General features: G+C 62.7%; 22 protein-coding genes and 1 riboswitch. Of the genes, 8 read left to right on the top strand and 14 right to left on the bottom strand.

The window, feature by feature from the left end; genetic code table 11:
* Positions 1 to 2 precede the first annotated feature (2 nt).
* The 4 genes from ABE528_RS06870 to ABE528_RS06855 all read left to right on the top strand — a co-directional run bounded on the left by ABE528_RS06870 (position 3) and on the right by ABE528_RS06855 (position 2,713).
* Positions 3 to 746, top strand: a complete 744-nt coding sequence (locus tag ABE528_RS06870) for a transporter substrate-binding domain-containing protein (protein ID WP_346652522.1) — start codon at positions 3 to 5, stop codon at positions 744 to 746.
* Between the two features lie 121 nt (positions 747 to 867).
* Entirely contained in the window at positions 868 to 1,485 is a 618-nt protein-coding gene (gene ribA, locus ABE528_RS06865; protein WP_085677098.1) for a GTP cyclohydrolase II, read from the top strand.
* The gene (locus tag ABE528_RS06860) at positions 1,482 to 1,901 is read left to right on the top strand and encodes an MFS transporter (RefSeq protein WP_346652521.1); all 420 of its coding nucleotides are present in this window, start codon (positions 1,482 to 1,484) and stop codon (positions 1,899 to 1,901) included. The genes ribA and ABE528_RS06860 overlap by 4 nt, the downstream gene beginning before the upstream one ends.
* Positions 1,901 to 2,713, top strand: a complete 813-nt coding sequence (locus ABE528_RS06855; RefSeq protein ID WP_346652520.1) for a cobalamin-binding protein — start codon at positions 1,901 to 1,903, stop codon at positions 2,711 to 2,713. Before ABE528_RS06860 ends, ABE528_RS06855 begins: the two co-directional genes overlap by 1 nt.
* On the opposite strand, the gene ABE528_RS06850 is transcribed toward ABE528_RS06855, so the two are convergent.
* The 5 genes from ABE528_RS06850 to ribB all read right to left on the bottom strand — a co-directional run bounded on the left by ABE528_RS06850 (position 2,691) and on the right by ribB (position 8,686).
* Positions 2,691 to 4,562 carry a TonB-dependent receptor gene (locus ABE528_RS06850; protein WP_346652519.1) on the bottom strand — a complete coding sequence of 624 codons (1,872 nt, stop codon included), beginning with the start codon at positions 4,560 to 4,562 and terminating at the stop codon, positions 2,691 to 2,693. The genes ABE528_RS06855 and ABE528_RS06850 overlap by 23 nt on opposite strands.
* A 121-nt stretch (positions 4,563 to 4,683) precedes the next feature.
* Positions 4,684 to 6,579 (bottom strand): 1-deoxy-D-xylulose-5-phosphate synthase, encoded by a 1,896-nt coding sequence (gene dxs / locus ABE528_RS06845; RefSeq protein WP_346652518.1) that lies wholly within the window; start codon positions 6,577 to 6,579, stop codon positions 4,684 to 4,686.
* Between the two features lie 133 nt (positions 6,580 to 6,712).
* Positions 6,713 to 7,600, bottom strand: a complete 888-nt coding sequence (ispA, locus tag ABE528_RS06840) for a (2E,6E)-farnesyl diphosphate synthase (RefSeq protein WP_152956256.1) — start codon at positions 7,598 to 7,600, stop codon at positions 6,713 to 6,715.
* Entirely contained in the window at positions 7,597 to 7,839 is a 243-nt protein-coding gene (locus tag ABE528_RS06835) for an exodeoxyribonuclease VII small subunit (protein WP_085677103.1), read from the bottom strand. The genes ispA and ABE528_RS06835 overlap by 4 nt, the downstream gene beginning before the upstream one ends.
* A 196-nt stretch (positions 7,840 to 8,035) precedes the next feature.
* Entirely contained in the window at positions 8,036 to 8,686 is a 651-nt protein-coding gene (ribB, locus tag ABE528_RS06830) for a 3,4-dihydroxy-2-butanone-4-phosphate synthase (protein ID WP_152956255.1), read from the bottom strand.
* An 80-nt stretch (positions 8,687 to 8,766) separates the two neighbouring features.
* A riboswitch (FMN riboswitch) is annotated at positions 8,767 to 8,908 on the bottom strand.
* Between the two features lie 708 nt (positions 8,909 to 9,616).
* Between ribB and ABE528_RS06825 the strand changes: the two genes are divergently transcribed.
* The 3 genes from ABE528_RS06825 (at position 9,617) to ABE528_RS06815 (ending at position 13,114) form a co-directional block, all read left to right on the top strand.
* Positions 9,617 to 9,859: a hypothetical protein gene (locus ABE528_RS06825; RefSeq protein ID WP_152956254.1), complete on the top strand. Its 243-nt coding sequence runs from the start codon at positions 9,617 to 9,619 to the stop codon at positions 9,857 to 9,859.
* A gap of 55 nt (positions 9,860 to 9,914) precedes the next feature.
* Positions 9,915 to 10,178 (top strand): DUF3077 domain-containing protein, encoded by a 264-nt coding sequence (locus tag ABE528_RS06820; protein WP_152956253.1) that lies wholly within the window; start codon positions 9,915 to 9,917, stop codon positions 10,176 to 10,178.
* Between the two features lie 83 nt (positions 10,179 to 10,261).
* The gene (locus ABE528_RS06815) at positions 10,262 to 13,114 is read left to right on the top strand and encodes an RHS repeat-associated core domain-containing protein (protein ID WP_346652517.1); all 2,853 of its coding nucleotides are present in this window, start codon (positions 10,262 to 10,264) and stop codon (positions 13,112 to 13,114) included.
* Between the two features lie 290 nt (positions 13,115 to 13,404).
* Here the strand turns inward: ABE528_RS06815 and ABE528_RS06810 are convergent, their stop codons facing one another.
* The 9 genes from ABE528_RS06810 to ABE528_RS06770 form a co-directional block, all read right to left on the bottom strand.
* Positions 13,405 to 14,094: a S24 family peptidase gene (locus ABE528_RS06810; RefSeq protein WP_346652516.1), complete on the bottom strand. Its 690-nt coding sequence runs from the start codon at positions 14,092 to 14,094 to the stop codon at positions 13,405 to 13,407.
* Positions 14,095 to 14,271: 177 nt separating this feature from the next.
* A complete protein-coding gene (gene ppa, locus ABE528_RS06805) occupies positions 14,272 to 14,799 on the bottom strand; it encodes an inorganic diphosphatase (protein ID WP_003255365.1) in 528 nt (175 codons plus the stop codon).
* Positions 14,800 to 14,892: 93 nt separating this feature from the next.
* Positions 14,893 to 15,708, bottom strand: a complete 816-nt coding sequence (locus tag ABE528_RS06800) for a M90 family metallopeptidase (RefSeq protein WP_152956249.1) — start codon at positions 15,706 to 15,708, stop codon at positions 14,893 to 14,895.
* 8 nt (positions 15,709 to 15,716) lie between these two features.
* Positions 15,717 to 16,364, bottom strand: a complete 648-nt coding sequence (locus ABE528_RS06795) for a DedA family protein (protein WP_152956248.1) — start codon at positions 16,362 to 16,364, stop codon at positions 15,717 to 15,719.
* 222 nt (positions 16,365 to 16,586) lie between these two features.
* Positions 16,587 to 17,045, bottom strand: coding sequence for a GNAT family N-acetyltransferase (locus ABE528_RS06790; RefSeq protein WP_152956247.1), 459 nt, complete (start codon positions 17,043 to 17,045; stop codon positions 16,587 to 16,589).
* Between the two features lie 109 nt (positions 17,046 to 17,154).
* The gene (gene eutC, locus ABE528_RS06785; RefSeq protein WP_152956246.1) at positions 17,155 to 17,973 is read right to left on the bottom strand and encodes an ethanolamine ammonia-lyase subunit EutC; all 819 of its coding nucleotides are present in this window, start codon (positions 17,971 to 17,973) and stop codon (positions 17,155 to 17,157) included.
* 8 nt (positions 17,974 to 17,981) lie between these two features.
* Positions 17,982 to 19,376 (bottom strand): ethanolamine ammonia-lyase subunit EutB, encoded by a 1,395-nt coding sequence (locus ABE528_RS06780; protein WP_152956245.1) that lies wholly within the window; start codon positions 19,374 to 19,376, stop codon positions 17,982 to 17,984.
* Positions 19,377 to 19,422: 46 nt separating this feature from the next.
* Positions 19,423 to 20,871, bottom strand: coding sequence for an ethanolamine permease (gene eat / locus ABE528_RS06775; protein WP_152956244.1), 1,449 nt, complete (start codon positions 20,869 to 20,871; stop codon positions 19,423 to 19,425).
* Between the two features lie 117 nt (positions 20,872 to 20,988).
* Positions 20,989 to 22,509, bottom strand: a complete 1,521-nt coding sequence (locus ABE528_RS06770; protein WP_346652515.1) for an aldehyde dehydrogenase family protein — start codon at positions 22,507 to 22,509, stop codon at positions 20,989 to 20,991.
* A 255-nt stretch (positions 22,510 to 22,764) separates the two neighbouring features.
* Here ABE528_RS06770 and ABE528_RS06765 point away from each other — a divergent pair, with 255 nt between their 5' ends.
* On the top strand, positions 22,765 to 24,660 hold the full coding sequence (locus ABE528_RS06765) for a sigma-54-dependent Fis family transcriptional regulator (RefSeq protein WP_346652514.1): 1,896 nt from the start codon (positions 22,765 to 22,767) through the stop codon (positions 24,658 to 24,660).
* The last annotated feature ends 36 nt before the right edge of the window (positions 24,661 to 24,696 follow it).

Here is a 24,696-nt window from a genome sequence, read left to right as displayed (position 1 = left end):
CGATGGCCATAAGGACTGTGCTGCTGGCAATGATGCTGAGCCTTGCCCCCTGGGCGATGGCGGCCGATGTGTTACCAAAGCAGATTCACCTGGTCAGCGAAGAGTGGATCGACTACACCAACGCCGATGGCAGCGGTGTGGCCTGGGATGTGCTGCGCAAGGTGTTCGAGCCTGCCGGGGTCAAGGTGGTGACCCAGAGTGCGCCGTACAGCCGTGCGGTTGGCCTGGTCAAGCGTGGCGAGGCGGATGCCTGGGTCGGGTCGTACAAGGAAGAAAACAACGACAACCTGTATCCGCGCTGGCATTTCGACATGGACCACATCTATGCCCTGGGCCTGGCCAGCAAGCCGGTGCCGACCTTGGCCACCGTCGGCCAGTACCGCCTGGCCTGGGTACGCGGCTATGACTACGGCAATTACCTGCCCAACGTGCGCAACTTCCGCGAAATCCAGCGCCGTGAAGGCATCCTGCCGATGCTCGAGCATGAGCGGGTGGATTTCTACATCGATGCGCAGACCGAAGTCGACTATGTGCGCGGGCAGGCCTCACAGCCGGAGCGCTTTCGCAGCACCCATGTGGCCGAGTTGCCGTTGTACCTGGCGTTTTCCAGGAACGAACACGCCAAGGCCCTGCGTGACCTGTTCGACAAGCGCATGGCCGAGCTGGTGCACAGCGGCGAGTTGAAGCCGATCTTCGAGCACTGGAAGCAGCCCTATCCCTTCACTGCGGACAGTAAACCGCAGTAGGTTCGTGTAAATAAGCATCGAACTTTTCGATCTTAAGCCACGGTATTCAACGAGCGCACACGCAGCGACCTGCTGATACAATCGGCTTACGAGAAATTTCCTACTTATCCAGGAGCACAACGTGCCCGTCGTCTTTGTTGCCGCCTCGAAACTCCCGACTCCCTTTGCGATTTTCACCATGCATGGCTTCCTCGACGAAGCCACTGGCCGTGAGCACGTGGTGCTCAGCCTGGGTGATATCGCCGACGGCGAGCCGGTGCTGGGGCGCCTGCACTCCGAGTGCCTGACCGGCGACGCCCTGTTCAGCCAGCGCTGCGACTGCGGTTCGCAGCTGGAAGCCGCGCTGCAGGCAATCGCCCGCGAAGGCCGTGGCGTGCTGCTGTACCTGCGTCAGGAAGGCCGCGGCATCGGCCTTTTGAACAAGATCCGCGCTTATGAGCTGCAGGATGGTGGTGCCGACACCGTCGAAGCCAACGAGCGCCTGGGCTTTGCCGCCGACCAGCGCGACTACGCCATGTGCCTGCCGATGCTGGAGCACCTGGGCGTGAAATCGCTGCGCCTGATGACCAACAACCCGCGCAAGGTCAAAGCGCTGACCGACATGAACATCAAGGTCGCCGAGCGCGTGCCGCTGCACACCGGGCACAACCCGCACAACCGTTACTACCTGGCGACCAAGGCCGGCAAGCTCGGCCACATGCTGGGTAACGAACACCAGGGCGAGGTGCCCCAGGCGTGACCCGTGGCGAGGTCAAGCGGCGCCTGGCGTTGGCTTGGTGGCAGTACCTGGCGGTCGGCCTGGTGCCGCTGCCGGTCATGGCCTGGGCCTTTGGCGGTGGCGATGCGCTGATCCCGGTGCTGGCGATGCCGCTGTTCATTGCTGGCGCCGCGACCATGTTCCTCAGCTTGCCGCGCTTCGGTGCCTACAAGCGAGCACTGATCGCCACCTCGAAAGTGCTGGGCACGGCTGAAGAGCCAGCCGCCTGGATCACCCTGGCGCGAGTGCGACGCATGGCCATGCTGTTCGCCTGCTTCCCGGCCTGGGTCGCCGCACTGTCGGTGCTGGTCGGGCTGGAGGCGGTGGCGCAGATCCTCCTGGCGCTGTCCACTGTGGTGGTGCTCTACCTCTACCGTATTCCGCGTCAGCTGGGCTGATGCGCGTCCTGCTTTGCCTGCTGGCACTGCTGGCCCTCAGCGCAAGGGCCGGCGAGCCCTTGCGCGTGGTCAGCCTCGCGCCGTCGATGAGCGAGATCATGCTGGAACTGCACGCCGATGACCTGCTGGTAGGCGTGCTCGATGGCGGCGAGCGACCGCAAGCGCTGCAACGGCTACCCTCGGTCGGGCGCCAGGGCCAGCTGGACATGGAAACCCTGCTCAGCCTCAAGCCCGACCTGCTGCTGCTCTGGCCTGGCAGCGTGGCACCGGCCCAGCGCGACCAGCTCAAGCGCCTGGGCATCGCCACTTACAGCGCCGAACCCCATGACCTGAACCAATTGCTCGACCAGATCGAGGCCATTGCCGTGCGTGTCGGGCGGGGCGAGCAAGGCCGGCCCTACGTGCAGGCCCTGCGCGAACGCTTGCAGCAGCTGCGCCAGCAGTATCGGCGCGAGCAACCGTTGCGGGTGTTCTATCAGGTGTGGGACCGGCCGCTATACACCTTGGGCGGCCAGCAGGTGGTCAGCGATGCCTTGGCGGTGTGTGGGGCGCGCAATGTCTTTGCCGACCTGAGCCAGCCGGCCCCGCAGGTGAATGTCGAGTCGGTACTGATGCGTGACCCGCAGGTGATCCTGGCGGGTGACGAGGATCAGTTGGCCAGCTGGAAGGCCTGGCCACGGCTGAGCGCGGTGGCAGGCGAGGGCTTGCTGGTGGTGCCGGACAAGGGCCTGGAGCGGCCGAGCGGGCAGATGATCGAAGCCACCGCCCGCCTGTGCGCGCTGATGGCGGCTAGAGTGCCGGCGTCCAGGTGACGCTGAACAGCGCGGTGCGGCCTTCTTCGCGGTAGCCGTAGCTGGCCCCGTCGAAGCTGTACAGTGCCCGGCTGTAGTCCTTGTCCAGCAGGTTATCCAGCTTCACTTCGAGCTTCAGTTCCTCGGTAGCCTGCCAGCCCGCACGCAGGCCCAGCAGGCCGTATCCGCCGAGTCGATTGCGGTTGGCCTCGTCGTCGTAGCTTGCGCTCACGGCCTGCCAGCTGGCGCCCACGTTAAACCGTTCGAACTGGCGGTCCAGATCCAGGCTCAGGGTGCGTCGGGCGCGACGGGCCAGGGTATGGCCACTGTCGCGGTCGCGAGGGTCGATCAGCGCCAGGCCCAGTTGGCTGCGCCATTCGCCCCATTGCTGGTGCAGTGCCATTTCCAGGCCGTTGATACGCGCCGAAGCGACGTTTTGCGGAATCGAGTCCTGGCCGAAGATGATCGCATCGCGCAGGTCGGTGCGGTACAGCGAGGTTTCCAGGCGGCTGTCGCGGCTGAGCTGGCTGCGCCACTGCACTTCATAACTCTTCGAGCGCTCGGGCTTGAGGTCCGGGTTGCTGAACTGCGGGTAGTACAGGTCGTTGAACGTTGGGGCGCGGAAGCCTTCGCTGTAGGACAGCAGCACGTCATTGCGGGCATTCAGCGGCACGGTAAGGCTGCCACTCCAGGTAGTCTGGCCGCCGAACTGCTGGTTCTCGTCGTGCCGTACGCCAAGCTCGGTGGAGAAGTCTTCGCCGCTGTAGCGGTGCTGGATGAAGGCCGCACGGTTCCAGCGGCTGTCCTCGGTAAAATCGGTGCTGCCGTGTACGCGGTCTTCGTACCAGTCACCGCCCAGCAGCAGGTTGTGCCGCTCGGCCAGGGCCAGGTCGTTCTGCCAGGTGACCTGGTCGCGGTAGGTGTTGAACACGAAGCGCTCGTCGCTGAGCTTGTCACGCTTGTCGTCACGGTTCTCGCTGTGGGCGAGTTCCAGGCGTGAATGCCAGAGGTCGTTGAGCTGAGCATCGAAATAGCTGCCCAGGCTGCTGACGCTGAAGTCGGTGTAGGGCTTTTGCCCGAAGCTCTGGAGGGTGACCGGGTCGAAGCGGCCGAACGGGTTGTCGTACTCGCTGCGGCCGCGGCTGTCGAGCAGATTCAGGCCGGCTTCGAAGCGCTCACCAAACGTGTGGCTCAGGCTCAGGTTGAGCGACTTGTTGCGGTAGGCGTCGTGGTCGCTGTCGCTGGCAAACGACGGCCCGGTCGAGTCGATACCGGCTGTTTCATCCAGGCTGGCGCCGAGATTGAAGCGGGTGGCATCGTCACCACCAGACAGCCCCAGGCTGCGCTGGAACGTCTGGTTGCTGCCCGTCGCCAGGCGCAGGCGTGGTTGCAGGCCGGGGCCGCTGCTGCGGCGGGTGAAGATCTGGATCACCCCGCCAATGGCATCGCTGCCATACACCGCCGAGCGCGAACCGCGCAGCACTTCGACGCGTTCGATCTGGTCGACATCGAGAAACTGCAAGCCGCTATCGCCGGAGGTGGCATTGGCGATGCGCACGCCATCGACCAGCACCAGGCTCTGGGCGGCCTTGGTGCCACGGATGAAGATGCCGGGCAGGCTGCCACGGCCGCCGGTGGGCGCGACTTGCACACCGGGCACGCGGGTGAGCAGGTCGGTGACGCTGCTCGGTTGCAGGCGGTCGATGTCGGCGCGGGTGAAGACGGTGTTGGCGGCGCTGGTGGCGCTGCGTGATTCGACCTGGCGGTTGGCGCTGATCAGGATGTCGGGGAGCTTGAGAGCGTCGTCGCGTTCAGCGGCCAGCAAGGGGATGGGGAGGCAGAGCAGGGTGGCAAAGGTTGAGGCTTTCATCGCGGCTTCCAACGCAATCGCCGGCAAGCCAGCTCTCACAGGATCCGCATTGGCCTGGAGGCCTGCGCGGTTCCTGTGGGAGCTGGCTTGCCGGCGATGGGCCGCAAAGCGGCCCCAGAAGTTACCGGCCGAGCCTGGCCCTGCGGGCTTTCACCGAGGCCTCGATGCCAGCAGCATCCAGCCCACACTCGGCGAGCATCTGCGCCGGTTTGGCATGCTCGACATAGATGTCCGGCAGCCCCAGGTGCAGCAGCGGCTTGACCACGCCCTCACGGGCCAGGAACTCGCCCACGGCAGCCCCGGCGCCACCCATGATGCTGTTTTCTTCGATGGTCACCAGCAGCTCATGGCTGCCGGCCAGTTCCAGCACCAGGGCCTCGTCCAGCGGCTTGACGAAGCGCATGTCGACCACGGTGGCGTTGATTTGCTCGGCCACTTGCAGGGCCTCGGCCAACTGCACGCCGAACACCAGCAGGGCAACGTTCTCGCCCTGGCGGCGCACCACACCCTTGCCGATTGCCAACGGTTCGAGGTCGCCACTGATCGGTGCGTTCGGGCCGGTGCCGCGCGGGTAGCGCACAGCGGCCGGGCCGTTGTACAGGTGGCCGGTGCTGAGCATCTTGCGCAGTTCGTTCTCGTCGCTCGGGGTCATCACCAGCATGCCGGGGATGCAGCGCAGGTACGACAGGTCATAGGCGCCAGCGTGGGTCGGGCCGTCTTCGCCGACCAGGCCGGCGCGGTCGATGGCGAACAGCACATCGAGGTTCTGCACCGCCACGTCGTGGATCAGCTGGTCGTAGCCGCGCTGCAGGAAGGTGGAGTAGATCGCTACCACCGGCTTGCTGCCTTCGCAGGCCATGCCCGCGGCCAGGGTCACCGCGTGCTGCTCGGCGATCGCGACGTCGAAGTAACGCTCGGGGTAGCGCTCGCTGAAATCGACCAGGTCGGAGCCTTCCTTCATCGCCGGGGTGATGCCCACCAGGCGGTTGTCGGCGGCGGCCATGTCGCACAGCCACTGGCCGAACACCGCAGAGTACTTCGGCCCGCTGACCTTCTTCGGCGCAGCCGGCTTGTCGGCGGGTTCGAGCTTGGTAATGGCGTGGTAGCCGATCGGGTCGACCTCGGCCGGGGCGAAGCCCTTGCCCTTCTTGGTCACCACGTGCAGGAACTGCGGGCCTTTGAGGTCACGCATGTTGCGCAGGGTGGCAATCATGGTGGGCAGGTCATGGCCGTCGATCGGGCCGATGTAGTTCCAGCCCAGCTCTTCGAACAGCGTGCCCGGCACCAGCATGCCCTTGGCGTATTCCTCGGTGCGACGGGCGATTTCCCAGGCACCGGGCAGGCGTGACAGCACCTTCTTGCTGCCCTCGCGCATGCTCGCGTAGGTGCGGCTGGAAAGGATCTTGGCCAGGTAGTTGGACAGGCCGCCGACATTGCGCGAAATCGACATGTCGTTGTCGTTGAGGATCACCAGCATGTCGGCGTTGACTTCCTGGGCGTGGTTCAACGCTTCGAAAGCCATGCCGGCAGTGAGGGCGCCGTCGCCGATCACGGCGATCGACTTGCGTGCGCTGTTCTGCAGGCGGGCGGCAATGGCCATGCCCAGCGCGGCGCTGATCGAGGTGCTGGAGTGGCCGACGCCGAAGGTGTCGTACTCGCTCTCGCTGCGGCGCGGGAAGGCGGCGATGCCGTCCTTCTGGCGCAGGCTGAGCATGCGGTTGCGGCGCCCGGTGAGAATCTTGTGCGGGTAGGCCTGGTGGCCGACGTCCCACACCAGCCGGTCATCCGGGGTGTCGAAGACGTAGTGCAGGGCAATCGTCAGCTCGATGACGCCCAGACCGGCGCCGAAATGCCCACCGGTCTGACCAACGGTGTAGAGCAACTCCTGGCGCAACTCGTCGGCCAGGGTCTCCAGGTCGGCTTCAGCCAGCCGGCGCAGGCCGGCAGGCGTGTCAGCGCGGTCGAGCAACGGCGTGACCGGGCGTTCGCGGGGGATCTCTTGAAACGTCGTGGGCATCAGGCGAGTCGTTATAGGTGTGTGAAGACGCGGCAGTTTACCCCATTGTGGGAAAAGTGCCCATTCGACCACGGGTTACGCGGACCCTGTAGGGGCGGGTAAACCCGCTCCCACCGGGGATTGGTATCAGGCCTTAATGACGGCGTTCGACGATGTAGCGCGCCAACGCCCGCAGCGGCTCGGCGGCTTCACCAAAGCCTTGCAGGGCGATCAGCGCCTGGTCGCGCAGTTCGATTGCGTAGGCCTTTGCGGCTTCCAGCCCCAGCAGCGCCGGGTAGGTCGGTTTGTCACGGGCGATGTCGGCGCCCTGGCGCTTGCCGAGGGTGGCGGTGTCGCTTTCCACGTCGAGGATATCGTCCTGCACCTGGAATGCCAGGCCGATGGCCTGTGCATAAGTCTGCAGGGCATCCAGCTGCGCCTGCTCGGCGCGGGCACTGGCCAGGGCACCGAGGCGCACGCTGGCTTCGATCAGCGCGCCGGTCTTGTGCCGGTGCATGAATTCCAGGGCCTGCTGGTCCAGCTTCAGGCCAACCGAACCGAGGTCGATGGCCTGGCCGCCGACCATGCCCGCAGGGCCTGCAGCCTTGGCTAGAACCTGGACCATGGCCAGGCGGATGCTGTCGGCCTGCGGGCTCAGGCGTGGGTCGAGCAGGGCGCTGAACGCCAGGCTCTGCAAGCCATCGCCAGCGAGAATCGCGCAGGCTTCGTCGAAAGCTTTGTGGGTAGTTGGCTGGCCACGGCGCAAATCGTCGTCGTCCATGGCTGGCAGGTCGTCATGCACCAGCGAATAGGCGTGGATCAGCTCTACTGCACAGGCGGCACCGTTGGCTTGCTCGGCCGGCGCGCCAAGGGCTTCGCAGGCCGCATAGGCGAGCAGCGGGCGCACGCGCTTGCCGCCGTTCATCACGCTGTAGCGCATGGCGGCATACAGGCGTTCCAGCTCTTTGGTCGGGGCGACGAACAGGGGTTCGAGGGCGGCGTCGACACGGGCCTGACAGCTGGCCTGGTAAGCAGTGATCATGCCTCTGGCTCCGCATCGAACGGCTGCGCGGCGAGTTCGCCGTCACGTTCCAGCAGGATCTGCACTTTCTGTTCAGCCTGGGCCAGGGCGCCCTGGCAATCGCGGGTCAGGGCGATGCCTTGCTCGAACGCGGCCAGCGAGTCTTCCAGCGACAGTTCGCCGTTCTCCAGGCGCTCGACCAGGGCTTGCAGGTCGGCGAGGGATTGTTCGAAATCGATGGTGGCTTTTTTGCGGGCCATGGCGACAGTCTCGTAGGCGGGTCAGAACCGCGCGACGTTAGCAGAGCGGGGCTAGGGGAGCAAACTTCCGCTGGATTCACTGGCCCATTCGCGGGTAAACCCGCTCACACAAGGTCTGCACCGGGTTCAGAGTTGGCGCAGTCCCTGTGTGCGGGTTTACCCGCGAATGGGCCGCAAAGCGGCCCCGTTCGGTCTGTCAGGCAGGCTCGGCTTCCAGCTCCAGCATCGCCTCACGGCACCGCGCCAACTCTTCGATAGTCAGCACAGGCAAGTTGTACTGCCGCGCATACACCGCCACCTGCTCGCCCCGCGCCATGCTGCCATCGGGGTTCATCAGCTCGCACAGCACCGCGGCCGGGCGCAGACCGGCCAGGCGTGCCAGGTCCACGGAACCTTCGGTATGCCCGCGACGAGCCAGCACGCCACCATCACGCGCACGCAGCGGGAACACATGGCCCGGGCTGACGATATGGCGTTGCTCGGCGGTCGAACGCAGCGCCGCCTCGATGGTGGTGATGCGGTCCTGCGCGGAAACACCGGTGCTCACGCCTTCGGCCGCCTCGATGGTGACGGTGAAGCCGGTGCCGTGGCGGGCCTGGTTGTTCTGCACCATCGGCGCCAGTTGCAGGGCATCGACGGTGGCTTCGTCCAGGCACAGGCAGACGATGCCGCTGCAGTCGCGGATCATCATGGCCATGGTCTGCAACGACAGGTTTTCGGCGGCGGCGACGATGTCGGCTTCGTCCTCGCGGTCGTCATCGTCGAGCAGCAGCACAGGGCGCCCTGCCTGGAAGGCGGCGATGGCGGCGGACACATTGGGGAATTGTTTTTGCAGCAAAGGGGACATGAAACGCTCCTCGTGATTGATCGATGAACGTCTCGGGGCGAACAAAATGCGCGCGCAGGGGCGCCCGAATGGCCCCTGCCTGACGCCTTCTTTCATCCGGACTATGACCGTCGGCTCTGGAGTCGCACCAGATCTGCTGACCCCCGGCATGGCCGGGGCGCTCGCGGGCTCATCTTTCGATTTACCGCCGGTGGGGACTTTCACCCCGCCCTGAAGACCGGCCAAGCATACAGCACTGTGCCACCTTGCTGGCAAGCCGCTGTTCTACGACCTTTGGCGGTGCACATGTCTTGGGAGTTGTGGCGCCTGCGAGATCGAGCGCCGCCCGCGCGGCGCATCGCGAGCAAGCTCGCTCCTACATCTGTTTCGGGCCAATCTCTCCTGTGAAGCCAACAGGGACCGCCTTGTTGGCATGGCGATGCATCTCGGTGGGCGCTAATGCTGCTCCACCTGTCTCCAGTTATGCACCAAGGCGGGCAACCATGGCCTGTCAGGTTCGGCACGTTGCAACAAATGTAGGAGCGAGCTTGCTCGCGATGCGCCGCGCGGGCGGCGCTCGATCTCATAAGCGCTGAAAATCCAAAGGCGATCCCCTCTGATCCAAAACTTCAGATTTTTCCCGTTGTTTGTAGTCCATTTCTGAATTAGCTTCCTAGCGCCCTTGGGCCATTGCGGTGGTGTTTCTGGCGGCTTAGTGTGGCCCAGTCGTTGTCAAAACAGCGACCGGGCCTGCAAGCCCGCTGAGAACATATGTTGATCACCGACGTTCAGTGGCATGCCATTGAACTCGCTTTATGGTGGCTGCGTACGGGAGGTTTTCGAACCTGCCGGTTTTCGTTCTCCCGGTCTTGCAGACCCGTACGTGGCCGCCACCCATCACACTGCAAGTCATGAGTGGCGGCTCTATGCAACCCATATGAGAACGCCACCATGCTAAAGATTGTCCCCGATCCACCCCACGATATTCATTCCCTCGAAGACACTCTGATCCAGGCCACCGACTACGCGCTGTGTGCGTCGACCGTGGTGCATCAGGCGTTGCTGCTGCAGCCCAAGTCACCGGCGTCGATCCTGATGATGACCTCGATGCATGAGCTGGAGGCGCTGCGGGTGTTGCTCGAATCCGCGTTGATCCAGGTGCAGATGCCTACTGGGCCTCGGACTTTGCATTGAGGCTTGAGTGATGAGGCCCGCCCAGGCATTCGAGAATTTTCAGGGAGATTGAACAATGACTACAGACAACACCCAATGCACCGTCGGTATGACCACCTTCTTCCAAGGTGAAAACCAGTCCCACCCATTGTTCCGCATCGAACCCGGCATCCCTTGCCGCGATGCCCGCGAGCAGGCCTCGGAACTGATGGGCTATGTGCGTGAATTGACCATCCTAGGCCTGATGGACGAGAAACCGATGATGATCTGGGCTTCTCATTATCTGAGCGCAATGGCCAAGGCACTGATGGATGATGCCGAACTGGGCATGACACATTAAGGCTGCGCTGCCGGCGAAGAAGAGGGTTTGATTAATTGGTCTAGACTTGCCAGACCCTCTCATCATATTCGGTTAATAGCCTTATGCCAGCCTCTCTGCACCGGCATACCCCCGCGCTGAATGCGGCTGATTCGCGTGGCTTAGTTGTGCGCAATATTGTCTGTCATCGTGGCGGCTCTGGAAACAGCGCCGCCCTCGACATACGCATTGACCAACAAGTATTCGATGCCCGCGGTCATCTGAATCAGCAATGTGATCCGCGTTTTTTCGAGGCCCGAAAGAACGATCCACAACAGGCACCGAATCAAGTCATACATTACGGGCTGTCGGGGCGGGTACTAAAGAGCGAAAGTGTCGACGCTGGCTTGCGTATTGTTTTCAGTAACATGGCTGGTCAAGTACTTGAACACTGGGATGGTCGCGGTACTCATCAACAAATTGAGTACGACCGGTCTATGCGCCCCATGGCGCAGTTTGAGCAAGTGGCTGGCGAGATGGATCGGCGCTGCACTGATCGCTTCACTTATGCAGGCGGCGATGCCGAGGAGTCAAAGCGTAACCGTTGTGGCCAGATGATTCGTCATGATGACCCCGCCGGGAGTCAGTGGCATGAGCGGTTCAACCTGCAGGGTCAGCCAAGTCTGGAAACCCGTCAATTTCTGCAGGCACTGACGCCGCCCGATTGGCCTGAGTCGGTGGATGCTCGCGATAAACTACTGGAAAAAAACAAAGAGCAGAATATTGGTGTGCTTTACAACAGCAGTTGGAAGCACGATGCCTTGGGCGCAATGATCGAAACCCTGGATGCTGTGGGTAACGTGCAGCGTTTCGAGATGGACATTGCAGGTCGCTCCAGTCGATCGTTCCTGAATGATCAGGGGCTACTCGAAAAAGTCGAGTACAACGCCTTGGGGCAGGTGACGATGGAGCTGGCGGGCAACCATGTCACCACCACGAGCCGCTATTCGGCATTGAATGGCCGGCTCGTCGGCTTCCAGGCCAGCAAGGCCGATGGCAAGCGGTTGCTGAACTTGCAGTACACGTACGACCCGGTGGGCAATATCGATCGTATCGAAGACTTGGCTCAGCCAGTGAAGTGGGGAGCGGGACGGGTGGCGGCTGTCAGCAACTATACCTACGACACCCTTTACCAACTGACCAGCGCCAGCGGACGCGAAAATGCCAGTCAGACCATCGGCCCTGCGCTGCCTGGGGTCGAGATCTTCGGCAAGGTGGATGACAGCCGCTGGCGCAACTACACCCAGGACTTCAGCTACGACCGGGGCGGTAATCTGACCGATCTGTTGCACAAGGTGAATGGCGCTGTGGTGAGCCACCGCGTCATGGCTGTCGACCCCGGGAGCAACCGCAGTTTGTTCAAGGAGAGCGAGGGTTCACCGATCGATTTTGGCAAAGGCTTCGATGCCAATGGCAACCAGCAGGCCCTGGCGCCCGGGCAGGCCATGCAATGGGATGCGCGAAATCAATTGAGCCTGGTGACCCAGGTTGTTCGCGAAGATCCCGATGGCCGGGACGACGATGTGGAAGCCTATGTGTACGACGGCGGTGGCCAACGGGTGCGCAAGGTCCGTCGAATGCAAACCCTGAGGGGCGCGCAAGTCGGTGAAGTGCGCTATTTGCCGGGGCTGGAGATCCGCACGCTGGCGTCAGGTGAACACCTGCAGGTAGTCACCGCCCAAGCCGGGCGCAGTGGTGTGCGGCTCTTGCATTGGGCGGCCGACAAGCCTGGTGGGATCGATAACGACCAACTGCGCTACAGCGTGAGCGATCACGTGGGCAGCAGCCTGCTGGAGCTGGCGCAAAACGCTGAACTGATCAGCCAGGAAAGTTATTACGCCTACGGCGGTACCGCCTGGTGGGCAGCGCGCAGCGCTGTCGAAGCGAAATACAAGACGGTGCGCTATTCGGGTAAGGAGCGCGATGCAACAGGGTTGTATTACTACGGTTACAGGTATTACGCACCGTGGTTGCAGCGCTGGATCAATCCGGACCCGGCGGGGGATGTGGATGGGTTGAATGTGTATCGGATGACGCGGAACAATCCGGTCGTGTTTCACGATCAAGATGGAAGGCTATCGGTTGAACAACAACTGGGTCTATATATTACCGCAGCGGTATTGGCAATCGTTGCAGTTGTGGTTATTCCCCTGCTTCATCGACGTGTTTTGGCTAGGATGGCGATTGAGGAAAGGGCAAATATGGCTTCTGAGGATAACACCACTATTCAGCATTTGAACAAAGTGGCTGAACAACAAGCTCGTGAATCCGGGCTTCCAGGTAGGGCAGCTGAAGCATATCGGGATTTTTTGAAGACAGAGTATTTTGAAAAGTTTAAGGCGGCAGGTCGAGGTCTTCAGAGCGGTTTTTATTCTAGCGAGGGAATGGTGCATGCTTATGCTTTTTTTCCTGAAGATTATAAAAGGGTTGTAGAAATTGTTGAAAGCGGCCATGAAGTTGGCCGAAGATTGAAAGATTTGGGTGTCAATAATAAGGTGCTCGTGAGACCAAAATCGCGCACTGATCAGGTGGCTAGGGCACCCGAGTCGGCGACTGTTTTTGAACAACAGTCCAGCAAGACTACTGTGAGAAGGAATGCGGTAAAGAGGGCTGTTGCATCGGTTGGTAATCAAACTTCTGGTAACGTTGATAGCGCTGGAACAGAGTTGATATTCGCCGTGGTAAATCCACAGCACTTTGCTGAGCAAAGCATGTCGAGCATGGATTCGAAGATATTGGGCCGAGCCATAGAAAGCCTGCGAAGCCGGAAGGTCGGTTATAAGTTGAGTGGAACGAATGAGTTCGTGGTAGACCTTCCTGGGTATAGAGGGCAAAAAGGCAGGGGCGCCTATCGATTGGCTTTTACGCAAGAAGGTACAAAAAGACGGTTGACCAGGATCGTCAATCCGCACCTATGAGAACCCCTTGCTAAATGAGATCTCAAGAAGCCACTTGAATGAGGTGGGATTATCTTTGGGCATTAAAAAGCCGGCTTGTGGCCGGCTTCTCGGGGACGCTTCCGACTAATTTATGGTAAGTCGCAACCGCCTTAACTGTGTGGCCAGCAAGGGCCTGAAGAGATGGCAAACGCTCGTGTGGAACGTCGCCGAGCCCTCTGGAACGCGGCTTGCGCCGGCCGGGGCTGAATGTGCGGCGTAGCATACAAGGGCTGGCGCGGTATGCCCAGCAAAAAATGGCACAGCGTGTGTCAGACGGGGCGTCGCTGGCGGTAATGCGACCAATGGAACACCCAGCCGAGTACCTCCAGCTTCTGCACCGCGCACTGCAAGGTGGTGTAGCGTTCGACAACCTCACGCCGGTTGTGGCTATGCAGGCACAGGGTGCCTCGGTGGCCGAGGCTCAGGCTGTTCACCCTGAGCCGGCCGTTGTGCAGCAGGGCATAGATCTCGCCATCAACCACCTGGGTGTAGCTGAGGTCGATCGCCAGGATCGCATCACGTGGGATCCACGGCGCCATGTTGTCTGCCGGCATGGTCATGCAGATGGCTGTGTCCACAGGCACGGCCAATGCCTCCAGCGCAGGTGCCGGCATTGCCAGGTGATGACCGTCGAGCGCTATGAGCTGGCCATTACGCAGCTCGTTGAAAGGCACTTGCACCAGAGGAGCAGGTTGTTCCGATGGCGTTTGTAACGGCGTCGCCTGGGGCGCGTACATGCGCAGGAACGAATGCGGGTGCTTGGGGCCTTCGCCGGTCTGCAGCCAGCGGCGCTGCACACAGAACAACTCGGCCATTTCATCGAGGCGGGCAATCGGGATGCCTCGGGTGAACCAGTTGTTGATGTGCTGCGACGAGACGCGGCGCTGGGCAGCGAAGTCTGAAGGGGTCAGGCCACATTCCCGAAGGAGTGCCTTGAGGCGGTCACCGGATCTTTTCATGCGTCCGAGTGTAGCGGCCGGTTGCCAGTAGCGAAATGAACGTGATGTAGATATGAACAGCGTGAAACATGCCGGGATGTAGGGCAAAGGCGTAGGACTGCGTAGGACTTTTTACCGACCTCCTGCGTCACCCATAAAAAAACCCCGCCGAGGCGGGGTTTTTTCTACAAAACAGTATCAGCCTTTGTAGGCTGCGACCGATTTGGTGATCGCGGCGCGGGCGGCGTCGGCGCCTTCCCAGCCTTCGATCTTGACCCACTTGCCCTTCTCGAGATCCTTGTAGTTCGCGAAGAAGTGCTCGATCTGCTGGATCAGCAGGGCTGGCAGGTCGGTGTATTCCTTCACGTCGACGTACAGCTGGCTCAGCTTGTCGTGAGGAACGGCGATGACCTTGGCGTCGCCGCCGCCGTCGTCGGTCATGTTCAGCACGCCGACTGGACGGGCGCGGATGACCGAGCCTGGAGCAACCGGGTACGGAGTCACGACCAGCACGTCCAGCGGATCACCGTCGTCGGCCAGGGTGTTGGGGATGAAACCGTAGTTGGCCGGGTAGAACATCGGGGTGGCCATGAAGCGGTCGACGAACAGGGTGTCGCTGTCCTTGTCGATTTCGTACTTGATCGGCGCGTGGTTGGCCGGGATCTCGATGGCGACGTAGATGTCGTTCGGCAGGTCTTTGCCAGCCGGAATCTTGCTGTAGCTCATTGGGCAGTGCCCCCGTGTTTGATCAAAAAAGTGGCGGCGATTATAGGCACATTCCGCCAGGCCATGCCACGTGTGGACGGATGTGCGGCCGCATCAGGCGTGGCTTTCGCGGTAATCCGGGTGCGCGGCCTGCAGCTTCAGCAGGCGCTGCAGAGGGTTCTGCCGGTAGAACAGCGACAGCTGCTGGTACACCTGTGGATAAGCCTGCTGCAGCAGGTCGGGAGCGCTGAAGAAATATTCACTGGTGACGGCGAAGAATTCCGCCGGGTTTTCCGCTGCGTAGGGGTCGATGGCGGTTTCGGCGTCGGGGTCGGCGTCAAGCTGGCGGTTGAGGTCGTCATAGGCCTGCTGCATGGCTGCGGCCCAGTCTTCCACGCGCATGCCCGGGTGCAACGGCGGCAGGCCATTGGCATCGCCATTGAGCATGTCCAGTTTGTGCGCCAGCTCGTGGATCACCAGGTTGTAGGCCTCCCAGCCGCCACTGGCGAGCACCCCGGCCCAGGCCAGGATGATCGGCCCCTGCTGCCAGGCTTCGCCGCTGTGCTCGGCATCCCACACGTGCTCCACGCCACTGGCATCGCGGTGGCGCTGCGGGCTCTTGAAGTCGTCGGGGTAGAGGATGATTTCGTGGAAGCCCTGGTACCAGTTCAGCTCGCCAAGGTGCAGCAGCGGCAGCTGCGCTTGGGCAGCAAGAAACAGGCGCTGCTGGTCGTCCAGTTCGACCCCGGGGAGGGTCGTCAGGTGCTTGTCGAGCAGGAACAGGATGCAGGCTTCGCGCAGCCACTGGTCTTCCACCTCGCTGATGCCATCGAGCATTGGCAGGCGATCACGGATCACCTGCCATTGCCGTGGGTCGATCGGGTAGCGCGCGAGGGTGCGCTTGCGCCGCCAGGCGCTGAAGGACCACATGTCTGCTGTCAGTGGGCCTTGGCGGTGCGGCCCAGGCGGCTGCGCAGCAGGCCAAGGATCATCGGTACCAGCGACAGCACGATGATGCCGACCACCATCAGCGACAGGTGCTGCTTGATGAACGGCACATTGCCGAAGAAGTAGCCCAGGGTCACCAGGCCACCGACCCACAGCAACGAACCTGCCACGCTGAAACCGAGGAAACGCGGGTAGTGCATATGCGCGATGCCGGCCACGAACGGCGCGAAGGTGCGCAGGATCGGCAGGAAGCGCGCCATGGTCACGGTCTTGCCGCCATGGCGTTCATAGAACTCATGGGTGCGCTGCAGGTAGTCGCGGCGGAAGATCTTCGAATTGGGGTTGCTGAACAGTTTTTCGCCCGTGGTGCGGCCGATGATGTAGTTGGTGCTGTCGCCCAGGATGGCGGCGGCCATCAGCAGGCCTGCCAGCAGGACAGGGTCCATGCCGCCACCTGCGGCCACGGCGCCGGCGATGAACAGCAACGAGTCGCCCGGCAGGAACGGCATCACCACCAGGCCGGTTTCGCAGAAGATCACAGCAAACAGGATCGCGTAGATCCAGGGGCCGTAGTTGGTCACCAGCAGATCGAGGTAGGTATCGAGATGCAGGATTAAGTCCAGCGGGTTGAATTCCATGTACAGCACCTGTGTTCTTGACCCGCTTTACGGGCACGCGATGACGGACAATGCCCTGGGCGTCGGCATGATTACCTGTGGATGGGTAAATTTTCACACATGGCAGGTCGAAGCATTATACGGCGAAGCAGGAAACCTGCCCGTAGAGTTTGTAGCGGGGGGTTACTGTGTGAGCTTGTGCTGGCCTGTGCGCGGCGAACCGCCGCGAACAGGCCAGTAGGGTCAGTCCTGATTGATCGGCAATATGTAGTTCTCGAACTCGGTGTCCTTGCGAAAGCCGATCGATTCATAGGTCTTGCGCGCCGCTTCGTTGTTGGCGCTGGTCGATACCCGCATGCGCACGGCCTGGGTGTCCTTGGCCATTTTCTTGGCCTCGCGCATCAGATGGTCGGCCACCAGCATGCGCCGCGAGTCTTCGGCGACGTAGATGTCGTTGAGGATCCATACACGTTTCAGCGAAAGCGATGAAAAGCTCGGATACAGCTGGCAAAAGCCGAGCAATTTACCGTCATCATCGTCCGCCAAGGCCAGGTAGATGACCGATTCGTCGCGTTTGAGGCGCTTTTCCAGAAAGGCACGCGAGCTGTCGGGGTAAGGGAGCTGCCCATAGAACTCGCGGTATCTGACGAACAGTGGGGTGAGCAGATCGAGGTGGTCCAGGGTTGCCTTGATGATGCGCATGTGCGGCCCTCAGAGTCCATTTGGGGAAACAGCGGAATGCCTGCAGCTTTCATGGGCATGCTGCCCCAATGCTGGCCATCAGTGCAATCCGCCTTCCATTACATGTTCTTTAACCTTCACCAAGCAGGAAGTTGCCGCGCTGGTTGGGGGCATTTTCACTGTCGATGCTATGGACCTCGGCTTCGTCCTTCAGATTCACACCGGAAAGCTGCCGCCGGCAGGCTTCGCGCATCAGGTATAGCAGGCGGTGGGCAGCCATGCCGTAACTCAGGCCTTCCAGGCGAATGTTGGAGATGCAGTTGCGGTAGGCATCGGTAAGGCCGACCTTGGGCGCGTAGGTGAAATACAGGCCCAGGCTGTCTGGCGAGCTCAGCCCCGGGCGTTCGCCAATCAACATCACGGTCATGCGCGCACCGAGCAGTTGGCCAACTTCGTCCGCCACTGCAACCCGGCCTTGCTCCACCAGCACCACCGGGGCGCTGGTCCAGCCATCGGCTGCGGCTTGCTCCTCGAAGCGGGCCAGGAATGGCAGGGTATGGCGGTGCACGGCCAGGGCCGAGAGGCCGTCGGCGACCACGATGGCCAGGTCGACGCCGTCAGGGTTGGCCTGGGCATGCTGGCGCAAGCGCTCGGCCGAATCGTCGTTCAGCCGCCGGCCCAGGTCGGGGCGTTGCAGGTACTGGTGGCGGTCGCTGGCAGCGCTGTGCAGCACCAGGCTGTCGCGGCCGCGGTCCTTGAGCTGCTCGCTCAGGGCGGCGTGGTCGAAGGCCAGGTGCACGGCGTCGCGGGCCTGGGCGTGGGCGAACTGGAAGTCCAGTTGCGCAGCGGTAGGCAGGCTGGTGCCGCAACGGCCCAGGGCGATGCGTGCCGGGGTCAGGTTGCGCAGGGCCAGCCAAGGGTTTTCAGGGGTCGGGGATCGGTCTGCCATGGTCACCTCTAAGCCAGCTGTGCCAAGGCCTGGCGGAATGCCGGCGGCAGGTTGTCGCCAAAGCGCACGCGGCCATCGGCCTGGGTGAAGATGCCGGTGCGTTGCAGCCAGGCTTCGAATTCCGGCCCGGGCTTCAGGCCCAGGGTCTGGCGCGCATACAGCGCGTCGTGGAATGACGTGGTCTGGTAGTTGAGCATGATGTCGTCGGAGCCTGGGATGCCCATGATGAAGTTGATCCCGGCCACGCCCAGCAGGGTCAGCAGGGTGTCCATGTCGTCCTGGTCGGCTTCGGCATGGTTGGTGTAGCAGATGTCGCAACCCATCGGCACGCCGAGCAGCTTGCCGCAGAAGTGGTCTTCGAGGCCGGCGCGGATGATCTGCTTGCCGTTGTACAGGTACTCGGGGCCGATGAAGCCGACCACGGTGTTGACCAGAAACGGCTTGAAGTGGCGGGCCACGGCGTAGGCGCGGGTCTCGCAGGTCTGCTGGTCGACACCGTGGTGGGCGTTGGCCGACAGCGCGCTGCCCTGGCCGGTCTCGAAGTACATCAGGTTCTGCCCGAGCGTGCCGCGCTTGAGCGACAGGCCGGCCTCGTAGCCTTCCTGCAACACGTTGAGGTTGATGCCGAAGCCGGCGTTGGCCGCCTCGGTGCCGGCGATCGACTGGAACACCAGGTCCAGCGGCACGCCGCGGTTGATCGCCTCGATCGAGGTGGTGACGTGGGTCAGCACGCAGGCCTGGGTGGGGATGTCGTAGCGCTGGATGATGGCGTCGAGCATTTCCAGCAGGGCGCAGATCGAGGCGATGCTGTCGGTGGCCGGGTTGATGCCGATCATGGCGTCGCCGTTGCCGTAGAGCAGGCCGTCGAGGATGCTGGCGGCGATGCCGGCCGGCTCATCCGTCGGGTGGTTGGGCTGCAGGCGGGTCGACAGGCGCCCGCGCAGGCCCATGGTGCCGCGGAACTGGGTGACCACGCGGATCTTCTGCGCCACCAGCACCAGGTCCTGCACGCGCATGATCTTCGAAACGGCGGCGGCCATTTCCGGGGTCAGCCCCGGGGCGAGGGCGCGCAGGCTCTGTTCGTTGGCCTCTTCGCTGAGCAGCCAGTCGCGCAGGCCGCCAACGGTCAGGTGGCTGACCGCGGCGAAGGCCTGGGCGTCGTGGGTGTCGACGATCAGCCGGGTGATTTCGTCCTGTTCGTAGGGGATCAGTGCTTCATTCAGAAAATGCGTCAGCGGGATGTTGGCCAGGGCCATCTGCGCGGCCACCCGTTCACCGTCGTTGCTGGCGGCGACTCCGGCCAGGAAGTCCCCGGAACGGGCCGGGCTGGCCTTGGCCATCACGTCCTTGAGGCTGTCGAAGCGGTAGACCAGGTGGCCTACCGTGTGTACGAAACTTGCCATACAGAATCTCCAGAGCCGCGGGCTGGCCCGCGGCAGGTGGCTTTGATCAGTGCAGGGCCTCTTCGGCCTTCTGGATCGCGGCGAATTCCTCTTCCGGTGTGCCCGCAACCAGGTGGTGGCGGCTGTAGAACGCGAAGTAGGCAATGAATACCGCATAGATCACCGCAGCGCCAATCACCACCCGTGGGTCGACCAGGAAGCCCGCGACCACGGCGATACAGGCCAGTACCAAGGCCAGGCCCGAGGTGAAAATGCCGCCCGGGGTGCGGTAAGGGCGTTCCATTTTCGGCCGACGGATACGCAGGGTGATGTGCGCGGCCATCATCAGTACATACGACAGTGTGGCACCGAATACCGCCACCAGGATCAGCAGGTCGCCCTGGCCGGTCAGCGACAGGGCAAAACCGATGATCCCGGGGATTACCAGCGCCATGACCGGGGCCTTGCTCTTGTTGGTTTCCGACAGCTTGCGCGGCAGGTAACCGGCGCGGGAAAGGGCGAAGATCTGCCGCGAATAGGCATAGATGATCGAGAAGAAGCTGGCGATCAGGCCGGCCAGGCCCACCAGGTTGACGAAGCTGCCCATCCAGGTGGAGCCGCCGTAGGCTTTGGCCAGCGCCTCGACCAGCGGGTTGCCGGAGGCTTTCAGGGCTTCGGAGCCCGCACCGCCTGGGCCAACCACCAGGATCAGCAGGGCGAAGGCCAGCAGCACCAGCATCGCACCGATCAGGCCGCGTGGCAGGTCACGCTTGGGGTTTTTGGTTTCTTCGGCGGCCAGAGGCACACCTTCGACGGCGAGGAAGAACCAGATGGCATAGGGGATCGCGGCCCACACGCCAACGTAGCCGAACGGCAGGAAGCTGCTGGCGCCAACGGCGTCCGTTTTGGCGATGTCGAACAGGTTGGCTGCATCAAAATGGGGCACCATGGCCACCAGGAACACGGCCAGGGCGATGGCCGCGATGGCGGTGATGATGAACATCAGTTTCAGCGCTTCACCCACGCCGAAGATGTGAATACCGATGAAGACCACGTAGAACGCCAGGTAGATCATCCAGCCACCAATGCCGAACAGTGACTGGCAATAGGCGCCGATGAACGTGGCAATGGCGGCGGGGGCGATGGCGTATTCGATGAGGATCGCCGTGCCGGTCAAAAAGCCGCCCCACGGGCCGAAGGCGCTGCGGGCAAAGCCGTAGCCGCCGCCAGCGGTGGGGATCATCGAGGAAAGTTCGGCCAACGAGAAGCACATGCACAGGTACATGGTGGCCATCAGCAAGGTGGCGAGGAACATGCCGCCCCAGCCGCCCTGGGCCAGGCCGAAGTTCCAGCCGGCGTAGTCGCCGGAAATCACATAGGCAACGCCCAGGCCCACCAGCAGTACCCACCCGGCGGCGCCTTTTTTCAGTTCACGTTGCTGGAAATAGTCCGAGCCGACTTTTTCGAAGTCGACGGAAGACCCTGCCGGCACACCGGCGGAATGATCGCTTGGCATAGTTTCACCTGTTCTTTTTCTTGATGGCCGGAAGGGCTCCGGGCCGATGGTGATGGATACTGCAGGAAGCGAGCCAGAGCGGTTGGGGCCGCCAGTCGGCGGCCCCAGTGCGCTGTTTTAGAAGAAGCCCAGCGGGTTGATGTCGTAGCTCACCAGCAGGTTCTTGGTCTGCTGGTAGTGGTCGAGCATCATCTTGTGGGTTTCACGGCCAACGCCGGACTTCTTGTAGCCACCGAACGCGGCATGCGCCGGGTACAGGTGGTAGCAGTTGGTCCACACGCGGCCTGCCTTGATGCCGCGGCCCATGCGGTAGGCGCGGTTGATGTCGCGGGTCCACACGCCGGCGCCGAGGCCGAACTCGGTGTCGTTGGCAATGGCCAGGGCTTCAGCTTCGTCCTTGAAGGTGGTGACGCTGACCACCGGGCCGAAGATTTCTTCCTGGAACACGCGCATTTGGTTGTTGCCCTTGAGCAGGGTCGGCTGGATGTAATAACCGCTGGCCAGCGCGCCTTCGAGTTTTTCCACCTTGCCGCCGGTCAGCAGCTCGGCGCCTTCCTGCTGGGCGATTTCGAGGTACGAGAGAATCTTCTCGAACTGCTGCTGCGAGGCCTGGGCGCCGACCATGGTGTCGGTGTCGAGTGGGTCGCCGCGCTTGATCTGCAGCACCTTCTTCATCACCACTTCCATGAACTGCGGGTAGATCGACTCCTGCACCAGGGCACGCGATGGGCAGGTGCACACCTCGCCCTGGTTGAAGAACGCCAGCACCATGCCTTCGGCGGCCTTGTCGATGAAGCTCGGCTCGGCCTGCATGATGTCTTCGAAGTACACGTTCGGCGACTTGCCGCCCAGCTCGACAGTGGATGGGATGATGTTCTCGGCGGCGCATTTCATGATGTGCGAACCGACCGGGGTGGAGCCGGTGAAGGCGATCTTGGCGATGCGCTTGCTGGTGGCCAGTGCTTCACCGGCCTCGCGGCCATAGCCTTGCACCACGTTGAGCACGCCCTTGGGCAGCAGGTCGCCAATCAGCTCGACCAGCACGGTGATGCCCAGCGGAGTCTGCTCGGCCGGCTTGAGTACCACGCAGTTGCCGGCAGCCAGCGCCGGAGCGAGCTTCCAGGCGGCCATCAGGATCGGGAAGTTCCACGGGATGATCTGCCCGACCACACCCAGTGGCTCGTGGATGTGATAGGCCACGGTGTTTTCGTTGATTTCGGCAGCGCCGCCTTCCTGGGCGCGGATGCAGCCGGCGAAGTAGCGGAAGTGGTCGACGGCCAGCGGGATGTCGGCGTTGAGGGTTTCGCGGATCGGCTTGCCGTTGTCCCAGGTTTCGGTAATGGCCAGGAGTTCCAGGTTCTGTTCGATACGGTCGGCAATCTTCAGCAGGACGTTGGAGCGGTCCTGGACCGAGGTGCGGCCCCAGGCATCGGCAGCGGCATGGGCGGCATCCAGGGCTTTATCGATGTCTTCGGCAGTGGAGCGAGGGAACTCGGCGATCAGCTGGCCGTTCACCGGGGAAGTGTTGTCGAAGTACTGGCCTTTGACGGGGGCCACGAACTCACCGCCGATGAAGTTGCCGTAGCGGCTCTTGAAGGAAACCTTCGCGCCCTCGGTACCGGGATGTGCGTAACGCATGGTGTGTCTCCTGGCTGTTATGTTTGTTGAGGAGTTGAAAAGCGTAGAGCAAAGGTTGGGCCAGCGTGGTGCGCCCCAGTGAAATCAATGACTTGGGTCATGTTTCGGCGCGGCGGGAAGATGCCCTGTGCCAGGCCTGGCACGGCCGGGGTGACACTTTGTGCCGTTTGCGACACGCGGCCGGCGGGCACGTTGCAAAGCCTGCGCGGGTGGAGGATGCTGGCGTGAATCTCTATCTGCGGAGAACAACAACAAATGCAGAGCAATTCATTCAGTCGCCATGCCCAGCAAGTGCACACGGTTGCCCGTGGTGAAGCGGGCAGCGATCCTTCGATTGCCCGCTCCTGGCTGCGCTGCCTCGACGATTACCACCTCGATCCGTCAGTGATCGAGGCACCGGTGGTGCTTGAGCACGGCCGCCTGCTGGAGAGCCGCGAGCGCCTGCGCCAGGTGCTGAAAATCGCCGACAGCGAAATGAACAGCCTGCACCAGCAGCTGTCCGGCGCCGGCCATGCGGTGCTGCTGACCGATGCCCGTGGGGTGATCCTCAACTGTGTCACCGCGCCCAGCGAGCGGCGCAACTTCGAGCGTGCCGGGCTATGGCTGGGGGCGGACTGGAGTGAGGCCCGCGAGGGCACCAACGGCATCGGCACCTGCCTGGTCGAGCGCCAGGCCCTGACCATTCATCAGAATGAGCACTTTCGCGGCCGCCATACCGGGCTGACCTGCTCGGCGAGCCCGGTGTTCGACCCGCACGGTGAGCTGCTGGCGGTGCTCGATGTGTCCTCGGCACGGCCGGACGTATCGCGCCAGAGCCAGTTCCACACCATGGCGCTTGTCAACCTCTCGGCGAAGATGATCGAGAGCTGTTATTTCCTGCGTCATTTCGAGCAGCAGTGGTTGCTGCGCATCCACGTGCAGGCTGAGTCGGTCGGCCAGTTCAGCGAAGGGTTGCTGGCGTTCGATGGCGATGGCCGCATCTGCGCCGCCAATCAGAGTGCCCTGAACCTGTTGGGCACCCTTCGCGGTGGCGTGCTGGGCAAACCGCTGGAAATGTTCTTCGCCTGCAGCCATGACGAGCTGTTCAGCCGTGCCACGCCAGGCGGCAGCACGGTCTGGCCGTTGCGCACCCGTGATGGTCGCCAGGTGTTCGCCAGCCTGCGCGGGCAGGCGAGGGCGCCGTTGTGGACGGTGCCGGCCAGCCTGCCCCAGCCCAAGCCTGCCACGGAGCCGGGCATTTGCTTGCTGGACCCGGCCTTGCAACACGATTTTCATCGTGCCGTGCGCGTGTTCGAGCGCGACGTGCCGCTGCTGCTGCGCGGTGAGACCGGTTGCGGCAAAGAGGCCTTCGCCCAGGCCGTGCACCAGGCTAGCCAGCGCCGTGGCAAGCCATTTGTGGCGGTGAACTGTGCGTCGATTCCCGAGAGCCTGATCGAGAGCGAGCTGTTCGGTTATCGCGGCGGCAGTTTTACCGGGGCGCGCAAGGAAGGCATGCGCGGCAAGTTGCTGCAGGCCGAGGGTGGAACCTTGTTGCTGGACGAGATCGGCGACATGCCGCTGGCTTTGCAGACCCGTCTGTTGCGGGTGCTGGAAGAGCGCCAGGTGGTGCCGATTGGCGGTGAGCCGCAGGCGGTGGATGTACGCATCGTCAGTGCCACCCACCGCGATTTGCTCGAGCGGGTGGAGCAGGGCAGTTTCCGCGAGGACCTGTACTACCGGCTCAATGGCCTGGAGGTGGCGCTGCCTGCGGTGCGCGAGCGTAGTGACAAGGAAGCGTTGCTGGACTTCCTGTTAGGCCAGGAGGCGCAGGGGCAGGTTGTGCATTTGGCGCCCGAGGCACGGCAGGCGTTGCTGGCCTTTGCCTGGCCGGGGAACGTGCGGCAGATGCGCAATGTGCTGCGGACCTTGGTGGCACTGTGCGAGGACACCCTTATAAGGCTCTCGGATCTCCCCGCAATCATTCGAAGTGACGCTGGAGCTGCTGCGCAGCCCTTTGGCGACACAAGGCCGCTCCTGAACGCAGAGCGTCAGGCGCTGACGGAAATCCTGGAGGCAAAACACTGGCACCTGACCCGGGTCGCCGAGCACTTGGGCATCAGCCGCAATACCTTATATCGAAAATTGCGAAAACACGGCATTAGCCGCGTGTAATAACCGAAACAGCGTGTGCGATTTTTCTCGCCCTAG

This window comes from Pseudomonas sp. TWI628, assembly GCF_039673865.1.
Taxonomy (GTDB): domain Bacteria; phylum Pseudomonadota; class Gammaproteobacteria; order Pseudomonadales; family Pseudomonadaceae; genus Aquipseudomonas.
The sequence above is the reverse complement of the archived record's forward strand: the minus strand, read 5'-3'. Positions and strand labels throughout refer to the sequence as shown.